12 protein-coding genes are annotated in these 14,607 nt (G+C 66.9%); 2 read left to right on the top strand and 10 right to left on the bottom strand.

Annotation, left to right across the window (positions count from 1 at the left end; all coding sequences use genetic code 11):
- Window positions 1–4 precede the first annotated feature (4 nt).
- The 3 genes from ASG27_RS11015 to ASG27_RS11005 all read right to left on the bottom strand — a co-directional run bounded on the left by ASG27_RS11015 (window position 5) and on the right by ASG27_RS11005 (window position 4,976).
- Window positions 5–2,737 carry a bifunctional diguanylate cyclase/phosphodiesterase gene (locus ASG27_RS11015; RefSeq protein WP_082485916.1) on the bottom strand — a complete coding sequence of 911 codons (2,733 nt, stop codon included), beginning with the start codon at window positions 2,735–2,737 and terminating at the stop codon, window positions 5–7.
- 91 nt (window positions 2,738–2,828) lie between these two features.
- Window positions 2,829–3,944: a TRAP transporter substrate-binding protein gene (locus ASG27_RS11010; RefSeq protein WP_235503991.1), complete on the bottom strand. Its 1,116-nt coding sequence runs from the start codon at window positions 3,942–3,944 to the stop codon at window positions 2,829–2,831.
- 207 nt (window positions 3,945–4,151) lie between these two features.
- Entirely contained in the window at window positions 4,152–4,976 is an 825-nt protein-coding gene (locus ASG27_RS11005) for an SDR family oxidoreductase (protein ID WP_056415946.1), read from the bottom strand.
- A gap of 67 nt (window positions 4,977–5,043) precedes the next feature.
- Between ASG27_RS11005 and ASG27_RS11000 the strand changes: the two genes are divergently transcribed.
- Together ASG27_RS11000 and ASG27_RS10995 are read left to right on the top strand one after the other, a co-directional pair.
- A complete protein-coding gene (locus ASG27_RS11000) occupies window positions 5,044–5,655 on the top strand; it encodes an SH3 domain-containing protein (protein ID WP_056416386.1) in 612 nt (203 codons plus the stop codon).
- An 11-nt stretch (window positions 5,656–5,666) separates the two neighbouring features.
- Complete coding sequence (locus ASG27_RS10995; protein WP_056415944.1) at window positions 5,667–6,647, top strand: M48 family metalloprotease; 981 nt, start codon at window positions 5,667–5,669, stop codon at window positions 6,645–6,647.
- Window positions 6,648–6,773: 126 nt separating this feature from the next.
- Here the strand turns inward: ASG27_RS10995 and ASG27_RS10990 are convergent, their stop codons facing one another.
- The 7 genes from ASG27_RS10990 to ASG27_RS10965 form a co-directional block, all read right to left on the bottom strand.
- Window positions 6,774–7,709 carry a DMT family transporter gene (locus ASG27_RS10990; protein WP_082485915.1) on the bottom strand — a complete coding sequence of 312 codons (936 nt, stop codon included), beginning with the start codon at window positions 7,707–7,709 and terminating at the stop codon, window positions 6,774–6,776.
- Between the two features lie 55 nt (window positions 7,710–7,764).
- Window positions 7,765–9,387, bottom strand: coding sequence for a gamma-glutamyltransferase family protein (locus tag ASG27_RS10985; protein ID WP_056415940.1), 1,623 nt, complete (start codon window positions 9,385–9,387; stop codon window positions 7,765–7,767).
- A gap of 69 nt (window positions 9,388–9,456) precedes the next feature.
- Window positions 9,457–9,861: a hypothetical protein gene (locus ASG27_RS26675; RefSeq protein WP_156370612.1), complete on the bottom strand. Its 405-nt coding sequence runs from the start codon at window positions 9,859–9,861 to the stop codon at window positions 9,457–9,459.
- Window positions 9,862–10,137: 276 nt separating this feature from the next.
- Window positions 10,138–10,887 carry a hypothetical protein gene (locus tag ASG27_RS10980; RefSeq protein ID WP_156370610.1) on the bottom strand — a complete coding sequence of 250 codons (750 nt, stop codon included), beginning with the start codon at window positions 10,885–10,887 and terminating at the stop codon, window positions 10,138–10,140.
- Between the two features lie 180 nt (window positions 10,888–11,067).
- Window positions 11,068–12,378, bottom strand: a complete 1,311-nt coding sequence (locus ASG27_RS10975; RefSeq protein WP_056415935.1) for a DUF3422 family protein — start codon at window positions 12,376–12,378, stop codon at window positions 11,068–11,070.
- 121 nt (window positions 12,379–12,499) lie between these two features.
- On the bottom strand, window positions 12,500–14,011 hold the full coding sequence (locus ASG27_RS10970; protein ID WP_056415933.1) for a tripartite tricarboxylate transporter permease: 1,512 nt from the start codon (window positions 14,009–14,011) through the stop codon (window positions 12,500–12,502).
- Between the two features lie 15 nt (window positions 14,012–14,026).
- Window positions 14,027–14,515, bottom strand: coding sequence for a tripartite tricarboxylate transporter TctB family protein (locus ASG27_RS10965; protein ID WP_056161792.1), 489 nt, complete (start codon window positions 14,513–14,515; stop codon window positions 14,027–14,029).
- Between the last annotated feature and the right edge of the window lie 92 nt (window positions 14,516–14,607).

The following is a 14,607-nucleotide window of genomic DNA, read 5'->3' as shown; positions in this document are numbered from 1 at the left end:
CGTCCTAGCGGCGCCCTTCCGGCGATGCAACGCTCTCATCCGCGGGGCCAGGCAACGCGCCCTGGCCTGGCGCCGCAGGGGCATCGCCCGCCGCACTGCGCAGCAGCGCCTCCAGATCGCCCACCGGGCCGGGCATGCCCAGCAGGTAGCCCTGGAACAGCTGGCAGCCATAGTCCGCCAGCAAGGCTTTCTGCTCCGGGGTTTCCACGCCTTCGGCGATCACATCCAGCTCCAGGTTGCGGGCCATGCCGATGATGGTCTGCACGATCACGTCGTCGGTGTGCCGCACCCCGAGGTTGCGCACGAACGACTGGTCGATCTTGAGCTGGTCGAGCGGCAGCCGCGTGAGGTAGGCCAGCGACGAATAGCCCGTGCCGAAGTCGTCCACCGAAAAGCGCACGCCCTTGGTCTTGAGCAGGCCCATCTTGGCGATGGTGTCGTCCACGTTGTCGAGCACGAGCGACTCGGTCAGCTCGAGCTTGAGCAGGTGCGGCCGCGCGCCGGTCTCGCGCAGCACCTCGACCACGCGGGCCACGAAGTCGCGCTGGCGGAACTGCCGCGCGCTCACGTTGACCGACAGCTGCACGTGCCGCAAGCGCGCGTCGTTCTGCCACAGGGCCAGTTGCTCGCACGCGGTGCGCAGCACCCAGTGGCCCATGGGCACGATGAGCTCGCTCTCCTCGGCCACGCTGATGAAGGCCCCCGGCGCGACCAGGCCGCGCTCGGGGTGCTGCCAGCGGATCAGCGCCTCGGCGCCGACGATGCGGCCGTCCAGGTGGAACTGGGGCTGGTAATGCAAGACGAACTGGCGCCCCGTCAGCGCCAGTTGCAGGTCGCTTTCGAGCTGCGCGCGCACGCTGATCGCGATCTGCATCTGGGGGTCGAAGAAACACAGCGCATTGCGGCCCTGCGACTTGACCTGGTACATCGCGATGTCGGCCTGCTTGAGCAGGTCGACCGAGGGCTGCAGCGTGCCACCCATCAGCGTGGCGCCAATGCTGGGGGTGCTGTGGTGGGTGTGCCCGTTCAGCGAATACGGCACGTTGAGCTTGCGCAGGATCTTCTGGCCCACGCGGCGGGCATAGGCCGCCGCCTCTTCGCTGTGCAGCGACAGCTCGTGCAGCATGACCACGAACTCGTCGCCGCCCAGCCGGGCCACGGTGTCCTCGCGGCGCACGCAGGTCTTCAGGCGCTCGGCGACCTGGCGCAGCAGCATGTCGCCCACTTCGTGGCCCAGCGTGTCGTTCAGCGTCTTGAAGTGGTCCAGGTCCAGGAACAGCAGCGCACCGTACTGGCCGCTGCGCACGCTGGCGGCAATCACCTGCTGCATGCGGTCCATCAGCAGGCGGCGGTTGGGCAGGTTGGTCAGCGGGTCGTAGAACGCCAGGCTCTCGATCTCTGCACTCGCGCGGCGCAGGGCCGTCACGTCGTGGTAGGTGATCACCAGGCCGCCTTCGGGCGTGGGGCGCTCGGTGATCTGGATGGTGCGCCCGTTGGGCAGCACCTGCTCGTGCGGCTCCAGGTGCTGGTTCTGCTTGAGCAGGCGCAGCTCCACCCAGCGCATGCGCTCTTCGTCGCTGGCCCGCGGCATGTGGTGCTTGGAGGTCTCCTCCATCACGCGCCGAAACGGCACCGTGGGCGCCATCACGTTGCGCATCCACGGAAAGATCTCTTCGAAGCGGCTGTTCCACTGCACCACGCGGTGCTGCGCGTCGAGCAGCAGGAAGCCGCTCACCATGGATTCGAGCGCCTGGTCCAGCGTGGCCTTGGACTGCGCAATCGCCATGCGCGCCTGCGACAGGCGGTCCAGGTAGCGCAGCGCCAGCCAGCCGGCGGTCAGGATCATGGCGGCGAACAGCAGGCCCGTGAGGCCGATGGCATTGCGCTGCTGGCGCCAGCCTGCCAGCGCGTCGCTGCGCGGCACGCTGGCTGAAATGCGCAGGTCCTGGTACAGGATGGGGCGGTAGACGACGAACGCGGGCTCGCCGCTCAGGCGGGCCGGGGCGCTCCACGATGGGCCTTCGGCCGCCAGCATCTGCAGCGGCGGGCTCAGCGTGGGCGGCAGGTTCTCTTCGCGGTGGGGCACGCTCAGCAGCAGTTGCCCGGTGGCACGCTCCAGCGTGACCTGCAGGCCGCTGATGTCCACGCCCTGGACCAGCACCGAGCTGAGCGCGCTCACCGGCAGCTCGGCAATGGCGATCACGCGGGCGCTGTCGGCCATGCGCAGGTGGCGCGCGAAGTACAGCACGCGCTCGGCCGTGGCAAAGCTCACCACCGGCGGGCTGATCACGAGCGTGGAGACGGGCTGCTTGAGCACCGACTCCAGAAAGCCCACGGGCAGCTGCACCGCCAGCGCACTGCCCGCCGCGTCGGACGACGCGATGATCTTGCCCTGGGCATCCATCAGCGCCACGTAGCGCACCATCAGGTTCTGCCGGGCCGAGCTGCGCAGCCGCTGGCTGGCCGCGTCCGGGTCGATCCAGTCGCTCATCGCGCCCGACAGGCCCAGCAGTTCGTCCAGGCTCGCCAGCAGCACATCGACGGAGAGCAGTGACCGGTTGAGCGCCGCCTCGGCCCCGGCGACGAAACGGGTGGCCTGCGCCGCGTTGTCGTCCAGCGCCACCTGGCGTGCGTTCCACACCAGGGCGGCCGACACCAGCGCCACGGCGCCCATGAACACCGCCACTGCGGCCCATACGAAGGCTCTGATGCGAAGCGGGGTGGTGGACTCGCTCATTCAGTACGTGCGCCGACGCAGATGCCTGCACATCCCTGTCGCACCCATGGCAGGGGTGTCTGGCCGGTTGCTGCGTGGGGGCGCCAGCGGGTCATGGCTTTGCAGGCGCCGCCGTCATGCCCCGCACGGGGCCGATGGTCTGGTTCCACACCTGGGCGCAACGCGCGCCGCAGCGCTGCACCCACCGCGGCAGCACGGTGGAGGCCAGGATCTCCTGCCGGCTGCGCTCGTCCTGCGGCGACACGGGCACCACCACCATGCTGCCCTTGCGGCCACCCACGCACGCGGGCGCACCGCGGTTGCAGGCCATGCCGTTCAAGGTCTCGCGCTCGGACTCGTCCCAGATCGCGGCTTCGAGCCGCGGCAGCTCGCGCCGCAGCAGCGCCCGCAGGTCGGGCGGCAGGGCCTCCCACGCGGCCTGGTTGGCGCCGAAGATTGCCAGGCCCCAGGTGACGGGCAGCGCATGCACATGCGAGGTGACCGTGGGCAGGCCCAGCGTGTTGCCGGACATGGTGCCGGTGATCGCGCACTCGGTGTTGCCCGCCGTCAGGCTGGGCATGATCTGCGCAAAGCCGGTGAGCACCGGCACCCCGCCCAGCGCGCCGACAAAGTCGGCCTGGGTGGACGACGACACGCGTGTGCGCCGGCCGGCCAGGTCGGCCAGTGTGCGCAGCGGCTTCTTGCAGAACACCACCTGCGCGGGGTAGACGTACACGGCCAGCGCCTCCACGCCATGCTGGTCGCGCAGGGCCTTTTCAAGGTAGGGGCGAAAGGCGTTGAGCGTGGACTTGAGCGTGGCGATGTCGGGGTTGAGCCCCGCCAGGTCGGGCGCGGTGTACTCGGGGTACTGGGCGGTGAAGGAGCTCATCAGCGTGGTGCCGAACGGCACGACGCCCAGCTGCAGCAGCCGCAGCATTTCGGCCCCGGGCACGCCCGCGCGGTCGAACGGCACGATCTCGGCCTCGAACCTGCCGCCGCTCAGGCGCGACAGCTCCTTGCTCCAGAAAGGCTCTTCCTGCCGCGTGTACTGGTTGATGCCTGCCAGCCCGCCCACGATGCGCAGCCGGTAGGGTGTGGCGGCGCTCTCCGCCGCAGGCGCGGCGCTTTGCGCGCCGGCTTGGGGCAGGCAGCACAGCGCGGCCAGTGCAAGACTGGTGAGCGCAGTGCGAAGGCGAGGACGATGGGTCAGGAGAGGCCTTGATTGCATGGCAAGTGACAGGCCGCCATTCTTCACCAAGTTTTTCCACCTGACGAAAAGTTTGTCGGCAAAAAGCCACGGGGACAATACGTACCGCCCCACGAACCCGCCGGGGCGGCAGCCACCCTGTTTATATCAATCCTTGGCGGCGCCTGGCCTCGGCAGAAGCCCCACTGCCGGCACAGGGGCCTGCAGTGCGCTGTGTAAAGTTTGCGCTCAGAAGGTGCCGGGGTAGGCACCGCCATCGGCCAGCACGTTCTGGCCGGTCATGTAGCCTGCCTGCTGGCTGCACAGGAAGGCGCAGATGGCGCCGAACTCCTGCGCCGTGCCGTAGCGCCCGGCAGGGATCTGCGCCTGCTGCGCGGTGCGCAATTCGTCCACGCTCTTGCCGGCCTTGGTGGCGGCAGCATTCACGGTGGCCGCGAGCCGGTCGGTGTCGAACTTGCCCGGCAGCAGGTTGTTGATGGTCACGCCGCGCGCGGCGATCTTGCTGCGCGAGACCCCCGCCACGAAGCCTGTGAGCCCGCTGCGCGCGCCGTTGGACAGCCCGAGGATGTCGATGGGCGCCTTCACCGCGCTGGAGGTGATGTTGACGATGCGGCCGAAGCCGCGGGCGGCCATGCCGTCCACCGTGGCCTGGATGAGTTCGATGGGCGTGAGCATGTTGGCATCCACCGCCTTGATCCACGCGTCGCGGTTCCAGTCGCGGAAGTCGCCGGTGGGCGGGCCGCCGGCATTCGTCACCACGATGTCGAAGTCCCGGCCGGGGCCGCCTGCCGCCGCGAACACGGCCTGGCGCCCCTCGGGGGTGGTGATGTCCGCCGCCACGGCGATCACTTGCGGGGCTTTCTTGCCGCTCGCGCTTGCTGCACTGGCGCCTTCAGCTATCAATTGAGTAGCAGCCTGCGCCAGGGCGTCCGCGTTGCGCGCGTTGATGACCACGTTCACGCCCTCCTGCACCAATGCCAGCGCGCTGCCGTAGCCCAAGCCCTTGCTGGCGCCGCACACCAGCGCCCATTTGCCTGCAATACCCAAATCCATAACAATCTCCCAGTTGCATACTGATACACATAAAACGCTCGGCAAATCATAAATGGAAGGCCCCACCATGAAATGGCTGTACCGCGGAGCCCTTGCCCTGTGGCTGGCATCGGCAGCATGGAGCTTGACAGGCGTTGCGCATGCGCAAGAAACCGCCGTGGTCAAGCGTGCCACCCAGTTGCGCGACACCCCGGCGGACACCGGCGCCAGCGTGGCGCCGCTGGACGCCAACACTGTGGTGACGCGCGGCACCGAGCGCAAGGGCGCGTGGACCAAGGTCAGCACCCCGCAGGGCGCGACCGGCTGGGTGCACATGTTCGATCTCGGCCCGCAATCGGGCTCCGCCGCGGCCAGCAACAATGCCGCCACCAGCGGCCTGCGCAGCGTGGGCACCCTGTTCGGCGGCAACAGCGGCTCCAGCACCACGGCCACCTCCACCGTCGGCATCCGCGGCCTGGGCGCTGAAGACATCGCCAACGCGCAGCCCAACCCCGCCGCCGTCACCCAGGCCGAGGCCCTGCGGGTGAATGCAGACCAGGCGCGTCAGTTCGCCTCCAGCGCATCGCTGCAGCCGCGCACGGTGCCCGTGCTGGCTGCGCCTGCACGTCCCACGTCGTCGGGCACGGGGGCCACGGGCTCATCGTCCAACCCGTCGGACCCCAACTTCAGCCCCAACTGAGGAGTGCCGCCATGCCATCGAACCTTCGACTGACCCACCGGCGGCTGGCTGCGGCGTGTGCCGCGGCCGCGCTCGCCCTGGTGCCCGCCACCGGGCAGAGCCAGAACGTGATGAACATGCTGCTGGGCGCCGTGACCGGCGGTGGCAATGCGGGCAAAGGCGATGACCTCGTCAGCCTGTTGACCCGCTCGGTCGAGAGCATCGACGAGCCCCGCGAGATCGAGATCGGCCGGCAACTGGCCGCCGTGCTGCTGGGCAGCAAGCCGCTGCATCCGGACATGGCGCTGCAGCGCTACGTGAACCAGCTCGGCCGCTGGATCAGCCTGCAGTCCGAGCGCCCCAACCTGCCCTGGACCTTCGTGGTGCTGGACGATGCCGGCTACAACGCCTTCGCAGCGCCCGGCGGCTATGTCTTCGTGACCAAGGGGCTCATCGACCGGTGCGCCGATGAAGCCGAGCTGGCCGGCATCCTGGCGCATGAAATCACCCACGTGACGGCCAAGCACCATCTGCATGCGATGCGCAAGACCGCGCAATCGGGCATGTTCACGCAGCTGGTGGCATCGCAGATCAAGACGAACGCCGTGGGCAACATGGTGGCCTCGCAGTTCCTGGCGCTGGGCCGCAACCTGTACGCGCGCGGCCTGGACCAGGCCGACGAATACGATGCCGACCGCACCGGCGTGGCGCTGGCCACCCGCGCGGGCTTCGACCCGTACGGGCTGGTGGCGGTGCTGCAGCAGCTGCGGACGGCCGCGCCCGACAACCCCATGTTCACGCTGGCCCTGGCGACCCACCCGCCAGCACAGGCCCGCCTGGAGCAGCTGGAGCTGGCCATGGGCAAGAACCTGGAAAGCTTCTCGGGCGCCGCCCCCATGACCGTGGCCCAGCGCGTGCACCCCAAGCCCGCAGCCGCTGCCGCGCCCAGCGCAGCACCTGCCGCCACGCCGGCACGGAAACCCGCGCCACCGCCCAAGAAAAAAGCGTCGTGATGCAGGGCAGACGGGCCTCGGGTCGGCCGAGGTCGCCCGCGGCCGCAGCGATGCCGCAACCAAACAGGGGCCGCGTGCGGCCCCTTGTGCACGAAGCACCTGCCGTGAAACGATTGCCCGCGCGGCTCACCGGCCAGCCGCAGGCTGCCGCGCCGCACGGCTGAACAGGAAGATCCCCACCACCACCAGCGCCGTCCCCGCGGCGATCCACAGGGTGAAAGGCTCCCCCAGGATCCAGATGCCCATGAAGATGGTGGACAAGGGTCCGACCAGGCCCGCCTGGGCTGCCGTGCCAGCGCCGATGCGCTCGATGGCCATCATCACCATCAGCACGGGGGCTGCGGTGCACAGCGTGGCGTTGAGCACCGACAGCCAGATCACCTCGGGCGCCACCAGCGCGGCGCTCAGCGGCCGCAGCGCAGCGAACTGCACCAGGCACAGCAGGCACGCCACCGTGGTGGCCAGGCCCACCAGCCGCAGCGAGCCCAGGCGCTGCACCATCTCGCCGCTGTAGACCAGGTAGATGGCGTAGCTCGCCGCGCTCAGGAACACCAGCAGCGCGCCCCAGGCCACGTTCGTGCCCTGCAGGTTGGCCTCCAGCCCGAACACCAGCACCACGCCGCAGTAGCTGATGAGCATGGCCACCGCCTGCGCCCACCGGATGCGGCGGCCGTACAGCGCCCAGCCCAGCATCATCACCAGCGTGGGGTTGAGGTACAGGATGAGCCGCTCCAGGCTGGCGCTGATGTACGCCAGGCCGGCAAAGTCGAGAAAGCTCGCCAGGTAATAGCCGGTGAAGCCCAGGCCCAGCACACCCAGCCAGTCCTTGCGGGTCAGCGGCGCCTTGCCGCGGCTGGCCCACCAGGCCATCACGGCGAAGATGGGCAGCGCGAACAGCATGCGGTACATGATGAGCGTGACCGCATCGACCCCGTAGCGGTAGGCCAGCTTGACGATGATGGCCTTGCCGCTGAAGGCGATCGAGCCGAGCAGCGCCAATGCGAAGCCCGCTGCTACATTTTTAGTAGCTATCGGCGTGTGTGGAGAGCGCGGTAGGGCCACTTTTTATGCATATCCTTGAGCAAAGGGGTCTGGGGGCACAGCGGGCGACACCGGCCTAGTACCCGGCCGCCTGGCCATCGCGCCGCGGGTCGCTGGCGGCCACGTAGCCGTGCACCTTGGGGTCGCCCATGCGCCAGATGAACTGGCCGGCGCCGAAGTCCTGGTAGGACCCCTGCATCGCCTCCAGGCGGTGCCCCAGGCCTTCGAGCCCCTGCACCGTGGCGGCAGGCATGTCCTGCTCCACATTGATGCCCAGGCCCGCATTGAAGCGCCAGCGCGGCGCATCGCACGCGGTCTGCGGGTTCTGTCCGTAGTCGAGCATGCGCACCAGCGTCTGCAGGTGGCCCTGGGGCTGCATGTTGGCGCCCATCACGCCATAGCTCATCACGGGCTGGCCGTCTTTGGTAAGAAAGGCCGGGATGATGGTGTGGAACGGCCGCTTGCCCGGCGCCACCAGGTTGGCCGGGTTGCGGGCGGAGCGGTCGGTGCTGAAGGCCTGGCCGCGGTTTTGCAGGCTGATGCCGAACGTGGGCTCGACGCAGCCCGACCCGAAGCCCATGTAGTTGCTCTGGATGAAGCTGACCATCATGCCGTTCTCGTCCGCTGCCGTGAGGTAGATGGTGCCGCCCTTGACCGGGTTGCCAGCACCGAAATCCTGCGCCTTGTTCATGTCGATGAGTCTGGCACGGGATGCGAGGTAGGCGTCATCGAGCATCTGCGCAGGCGTCACCTCCATCGACGATGGCTCGGCCACGTATCGGTACACGTCGGCGAAGGCGAGCTTCATCGCCTCGATCTGCAGGTGCTGGGATGCGGCGCTGTCCACCGGCAGGCTGGCCACGTCGAACTGGTCGAGGATGCCCAGCGCGATCAGGGCCGCGATGCCCTGCCCGTTGGGCGGAATCTCGTGCAGCGTGTAGCCGCGGTAGTTGCGTGCGATGGGCGCGACCCACTCCGGCTGGTGCGCGGCGAAGTCCGCCAGCGTGTGGCTGCCGCCGTGGGCCTGCGAGAACGCGACCAGGGCCTGTGCGATCTCGCCGGTGTAGAACGCCTGGCCGCGTGTCGCCCCGATGGCGCGCAGCGCGCGGGCCGCGGCCTGGAACTGGAACAGCTCTCCCACCTGCGGCGCGCGGCCCCAGGGCATGAAGCTCTGCGCAAAGCCTGGCTGGGCCTGCAGCTCATCGACCGCCGCCGCCCATTTCTGCTGCACGACCACCGGCACCAGGTAGCCGCGCTCGGCGATCTCGGCGGCCGGCTCCATCAGGTCGGCAAAAGGCAGCTTGCCAAAACGCGCGGACAAGGCCGCCCAGGCACTGACCGCACCGGGCACGGTGACGGTGTCCATGCCGCGTGTGGGTGGCGTTGCCTGGCCCTGACCGTAGCGCTGGTGAAAGTACTCCGGCGTCCACGCCGCCGGCGCACGCCCCGACGCGTTGAGCCCGTGCAATGCCTGGCCGTCCCACAGAATGCAGAACGCATCGCTGCCGATCCCGTTGCTCACCGGCTCGCAGACCGTCATGGCGGCGGCAGCCGCCACGGCAGCATCGACCGCGTTGCCGCCCTGCTGCAGCACGCGCAGCCCGGCCTGTGCAGCCAGCGGATGCGAGGTGGAAACCACATTGCGCGCAAACACCGGCAAGCGGGTGCTGGCATAGGAGGGGGTGTAGCTGAACGGCATCGGAACATTATGGGCCGATGGGCGGGCGGGGCGCTCGGTGACGAGATTCGCTAAAGCCGCGCGTATCCATCATCCATGTCCGCCAATGCAGTGCGCGCTGCGTCTCGCTATGGGCATGCGCACGCCGCATTGTTCAGTCTCACAACTATGATGGTTGTTTGACGCCAGAAGCGACCCTTCAGCCTTGCTCTGTTCAGAGGCAACTTGGACAAAGAACTTCTCCAAAACATCGGCGCCGCGCTCGCGGAAATTCGCCCAATGGCGGCCCAGGCTTTCGTTCCTGCGTTGAGCATTGAGCGCCAATTGGCGTGGTGTCGAAATTTCGTTCTGGACTGGCCGCGCGAAGACCCGCCGGGTCGGTTTTCCATGGGCCTTATTGCCGTGCGCGAGTTCGATATGTACGGAGACCGGCCAGAGCTGGCCGCTCTTGTCAGCGATGTTGAGCGCTTGGTAGAGGCAAAGATCCAGACTCATTCTTGTGCGCAGAATACGAGCGGGCATTCCCTTGAGCCACGCGATAGTTCAGCAAGTTAGTCCATGGCTACAAGCCTGCCTCGCGGTCACCATCATCGCGCCATGGGGAGAAAGTTGCACCAAGGGCTATGACCGCCGAGTCAACGGCCCTTGCAAGCACTCGCAGCCGTTGCCACCATGGCGAAAACCGGCCAGGAGCAGCCGGTGGCAGTAAAAGAAGTCAGACGCTCAACGCAGAGGTCAGCGGCCGCCGGGGACGGTCGATGCCCCCAAACGTTAGAACTCATTTGCGCGCTTTTGAGTAACTTGCCACCACACATATGCAGCCGCTTCATATAGCCAGATTGCTAGCACGACCGGACCAACGAGCCCCACGAGTGCTGGCAAGGCAAAAGAGTCGATCGAAGCCAGTGCGACAATAAACACAGCGACCTGCGCCAGGATCGGCGCCAGCAGCCGCCCGGGTTGCACACCTGTCAGCCGTCTGCGATATGCACGTGTTGTAAGGAATGCAGTCTTAAGGGCAGCCCCAAGAACGAGCAGCTCTAGGATCCACCATCCGATCATCCGCGCCAGCGTCCACCGCTCTTGACTCACCCATTCCTTTCGCAGTTGATCTAGATTTGTCCCGTCATCAAGCTCTTTGACTAACAGGCGAAGCGCCATGAATTGCTGAGCGTCAAACGCATCTGCCAACTCGGTAGCAGTCACCGGCGGGGAGCCGTAGTAGCGGTGAACGAGCGTAATTTCATAGGTACCAGCCCGCAATGGCCGATCCAGATGCTGCAGCAATATCGACTGAACATCGGGGGGCACCGATTCGACAATGAGTCGCCGGGCGCAAGCTCCGGCAGCGCCCGCTTCTCTTGCGCGAAATTCCGCCGCGCACTGCTGCACATCGCAACGTAAGAAGAACTTGTCGCTAAGGCCATGGCATGAAAGCGCTCTGGCAGATGATGGAGCGAGGCTGCACAGCCATACGAGTGCGATTGAGCATATGCTATGAACTGCACTAAGGCCGGACATGAGTGTTGACTTTCGAGGCAAGGCGAAAACGCCTGCGAAGTGGCCCTGCAGCAGGGGGCATGATGAGCATAGCCTAGGAGCGCTGGACTGCCTTGCCCTTGGCCTCGCCTCGACCGAGGTACTCCGCGCACGGCACCGCTCTACTCGGGCAGCACGAATCGCAACGCCACCTCGGGGCCATCAAGCCCCCGACTCCCCGTGCTTCTTGAAGATCCGGTGGTGCAGCCTGCGCAGCGACCACCACACGGCCAGCGCCACCAGGGGTATCGCAATCGCCGCGGTGGTCTCCGCAGACAACGGCCATCCCAGCTTCTGCGCCCCCTTGGCCAGGTAGCTCACCAACCCGACGATGTAGTACGTGATGGCGGCCACCGAGAGGCCTTCCACCGTGGACTGCATCTTGAGCTGCAGGTCCTGCCGGTGGTTCATGGTGGTCAGCAGCGCCTGGCTGCTTTGCTGCTGCTCGATCTCCACGCGGGTGCGCAGCAGGTTGCTCATGCGCGAGACGCGTTGCGACAGTGCGTCCTGCCGGCGGGCGGCCCATTCGCAGGTGCTGCGTGCGGGCGTGAGGCGCCGGTCCATGAATTCGCGGATGGTCTGCATGCCCGCCAGGCGGGACTCGGCGATGTCCTGGATGCGGCGGTCCAGCAGTTCGAAGTACGCGCTGCTCGCCGAAAACCGCGAGTGCGTGGCGGCGTACTGGCTCTCTACCTGCCCGGCCAGGCGGGTCAGGCGGTCGAGCAGCACAGGTTCCGCATCGCGGTTGGCGGTGCGAATGGCGTCGGCCAGTTCGGCCAACTCGCGCTCGGCAAAGGCCAGCACGCTGGCGGCCTCGCGGGCTGCGGGCAGGCCCAGCAGCGCGGCCATGCGGTAGGTCTCGATCTCCAGCAGGCGCTGCACCAGACGCCCCAGGCGGCGGGGTGTCATGCCGCCCGCCAGCAGCACCATGCGCGAGAAGCCGTCGGCATGGATGGCGAAGTCGGTATACACCTCGCCATGGCCATCGGCCACGGTAGACGCCACCAGGGTGTCTTCATGCAGCACATGCTTGACGAGCGAGCCCGAGCCGAAGGCGTGCGTGGGCAGCACCCACAGGTTCAGACTGCACAGGCATTGCCCGGGCAATGCCGCCAGCCAGTCCTGCGGGACGGCAGCAGCGGCGCTGGCGGGCTCCCGCTCGCCAAAGGCGTCGATGGGGGTGGGTACGGTGAAGGTCCAGGAGACGAACTCGGTGTGCATCTCCCAGCGCAGGCGGTAGGCGCCCAGGTCGATCCGCAGGTGGGTGGTGTGCTCCCCCGGCGGCGCCAGATGGTGGTCGCGCAGCAGGGCTGCCACATGGGCACGGCTGGCCTCGCGGCCGGCAGCGTTGGCCAGCATCACGACGTGGGCGATGGCCAGCGGCGCCGTCATCGACTCGGGCGGGCGGGCGTGAATCTCGTTGTGCAGCAAGGCCCGGTGGGGATGCTGTGTGACGTGCAGTGGTGTGGACATGCGTGCGGACCTCTGCCCCGATTGTGCTGGTCCGCAGCGCCCGCCCCGTTGGCGGCTCGCCAAAAAACAACGGCACCCGAAGGTGCCGTTGTCGTGGAGTCGATGAGAAGAAAGGCGGTGGTCAGTCTTCCACGAACGCTTCTTCGCGCTTGTTCTTCACGGCGGGCAGCAGCACGATGATAAGCAGCAGGGCCGCAGCCGCCAGCAGGCCGGCAGACAGCGGTCGCGTGACGAACACGCTCCAGTCGCCACGCGACAGCAGCAGCGCACGGCGCAGGTTTTCTTCCATCATCGGGCCCAGGATGAAGCCCAGCAGCAGGGGTGCTGGCTCCGTGCCCAGCTTGTGGAAGATGTAGCCGATCAGACCGAAGATACCCACCATCCAGATGTCGAAGGTGTTGTTGTTGGTCGAGTACACACCCACCGCGCAGAACAGCACGATGGAGGGGTACAGCCAGCGGTAAGGCACCGTGAGCAGCTTGATCCAGATGCCGATCAGCGGCAGGTTCAGGATCACCAGCATGGCGTTGCCGATCCACATCGAGGCGATCAGACCCCAGAAGAGTTCCGGGTTGCTGGTCATCACCTGGGGACCAGGCTGGATGTTGTGGATCGTCATCGCACCCACCATCAGCGCCATCACGGCGTTGGGTGGAATGCCCAGCGTCAGCAGTGGGATGAACGAGGTTTGCGAACCTGCATTGTTGGCCGACTCGGGAGCCGCCACGCCGCGGATGTTGCCTTGGCCGAACGGCACTTCGCCGGGCTTGAGCTTGGTCTTCTTCTCGACCGTGTAGGCAGCGAACGCAGCCAGCAGTGCGCCACCGCCGGGCAAGATACCCAGGGCAGCACCCAGGGCCGTACCACGCAGCACTGCGGGGATCATGCGCTTGAAATCTTCCTTCGTCGGGAACAGGCCATGCACCTTGGCTGTGAAGACTTCGCGGTCGTCGTCAGGACGGGCCAGGTTGGCGATGATTTCACCGTAGCCGAACACGCCCATGGCGATGGTCACGAAGCCGATGCCGTCGGTCAGTTCAGGGATGTCGAAGCTGAAACGGGCGACGCCCGAGTTCACGTCGGTACCCACCAGGCCCATCAGCAGGCCCAGCACGATCATGGCCACCGCCTTGAGCAGCGAACCCGAGGCCAGCACCACGGCGCCGATCAGGCCCAGCACCATCAGCGAGAAGTACTCGGCAGGGCCGAACTTGAAGGCCACTTCGGTCAGCGGAGGCGCAAAGGCCGCCAGGATCAGCGTGCCCACGCAACCAGCGAAGAACGAGCCCAGGCCCGCCGCCGCCAGCGCCGGCCCCGCTCGGCCTTTTCGGGCCATCTGGTAGCCGTCGATCACGGTCACCACCGAGGACGATTCACCTGGCAGGTTGACCAGAATGGCGGTGGTGGAGCCACCGTATTGCGCGCCGTAATAGATACCGGCCAGCATGATCAGCGCGGCCACGGGGGGCAGCGCGTAGGTGGCAGGCAGCAGCATGGCGATGGTGGCCACGGGGCCGATGCCAGGCAGCACGCCGATCAGCGTGCCCAGCAGGCAGCCGACAAAGCAGTAGATGAGGTTCTGGAACGTGAAAGCCACGCCAAAACCCAGCGAGAGGTTGTTGATCAAATCCATGGTCGGTGCTCCTGCTCAACCCGTGATGAAACTCGGCCACACAGGGAACTGCAGCTTGAGCGCCCAGACGAATGCCACGTAGCTGCCGACGGCAAGCACGGTGGCCAGCACGAACACAGCCTTGGCGTTGAACTCATTGCCAGCCAGGCTGGAGATGAAGGTCAGCGCATAGATGCCCACGATGAGGCCCATCGCCGGGATGCCCAGGCTGGGCAGGCCGCCGAGCAGGATGCCGAAGGCGAAGTTGGCAGCGAGGATGAAGAACAGCGGCTTCCAGGCCCACTTGCCGATCTTGTCGCCGTCCTGCGTCTCCACCGTGGTGGCTTTGAAGGTGATGGCAGACCCGATGAGGGCCAGCAGGATCCCCAGCAGCAGCGGGAAGTAGCCCGGGCCCATGCGTGCGCCGTTGCCGACGTTGTACGTGGTGGCTCCCCACGCAAACGCCACACCGATACCCATGAACATGAGGCCGGCAAAGAAGTCTTTTTGACTCTTGATTTTCACATTTGTCTCCTAGGCGGAAATCTTGACTGCGCGATTGTGAGTGCAAGCGCGGCCCGTGCGGATGTGGATTCCACCTACATCCGGTAACGCAC

It is taken from the genome of Acidovorax sp. Leaf191 (assembly GCF_001424425.1).
Lineage (GTDB): Bacteria > Pseudomonadota > Gammaproteobacteria > Burkholderiales > Burkholderiaceae_C > Acidovorax.
The sequence above is the reverse complement of the archived record's forward strand: the minus strand, read 5'-3'. Positions and strand labels throughout refer to the sequence as shown.

Excerpts from the sequence above, each read along its gene's own strand:
- ASG27_RS10970 (WP_056415933.1), bottom strand. The coding sequence starts at position 14,011 with ATGGATTTGATCAACAACCTCTCGCTGGGTTTTGGCGTGGCTTTCACG.
- ASG27_RS11000 (WP_056416386.1), top strand. The coding sequence starts at position 5,044 with ATGAAATGGCTGTACCGCGGAGCCCTTGCCCTGTGGCTGGCATCGGCA.
- ASG27_RS26675 (WP_156370612.1), bottom strand. The coding sequence starts at position 9,861 with ATGAGTCTGGATCTTTGCCTCTACCAAGCGCTCAACATCGCTGACAAG.
- ASG27_RS11005 (WP_056415946.1), bottom strand. The coding sequence starts at position 4,976 with ATGGATTTGGGTATTGCAGGCAAATGGGCGCTGGTGTGCGGCGCCAGC.
- ASG27_RS10995 (WP_056415944.1), top strand. The coding sequence starts at position 5,667 with ATGCCATCGAACCTTCGACTGACCCACCGGCGGCTGGCTGCGGCGTGT.
- ASG27_RS10980 (WP_156370610.1), bottom strand. The coding sequence starts at position 10,887 with ATGTCCGGCCTTAGTGCAGTTCATAGCATATGCTCAATCGCACTCGTA.
- ASG27_RS10985 (WP_056415940.1), bottom strand. The coding sequence starts at position 9,387 with ATGCCGTTCAGCTACACCCCCTCCTATGCCAGCACCCGCTTGCCGGTG.
- ASG27_RS11010 (WP_235503991.1), bottom strand. The coding sequence starts at position 3,944 with ATGCAATCAAGGCCTCTCCTGACCCATCGTCCTCGCCTTCGCACTGCG.
- ASG27_RS11015 (WP_082485916.1), bottom strand. The coding sequence starts at position 2,737 with ATGAGCGAGTCCACCACCCCGCTTCGCATCAGAGCCTTCGTATGGGCC.
- ASG27_RS10975 (WP_056415935.1), bottom strand. The coding sequence starts at position 12,378 with ATGTCCACACCACTGCACGTCACACAGCATCCCCACCGGGCCTTGCTG.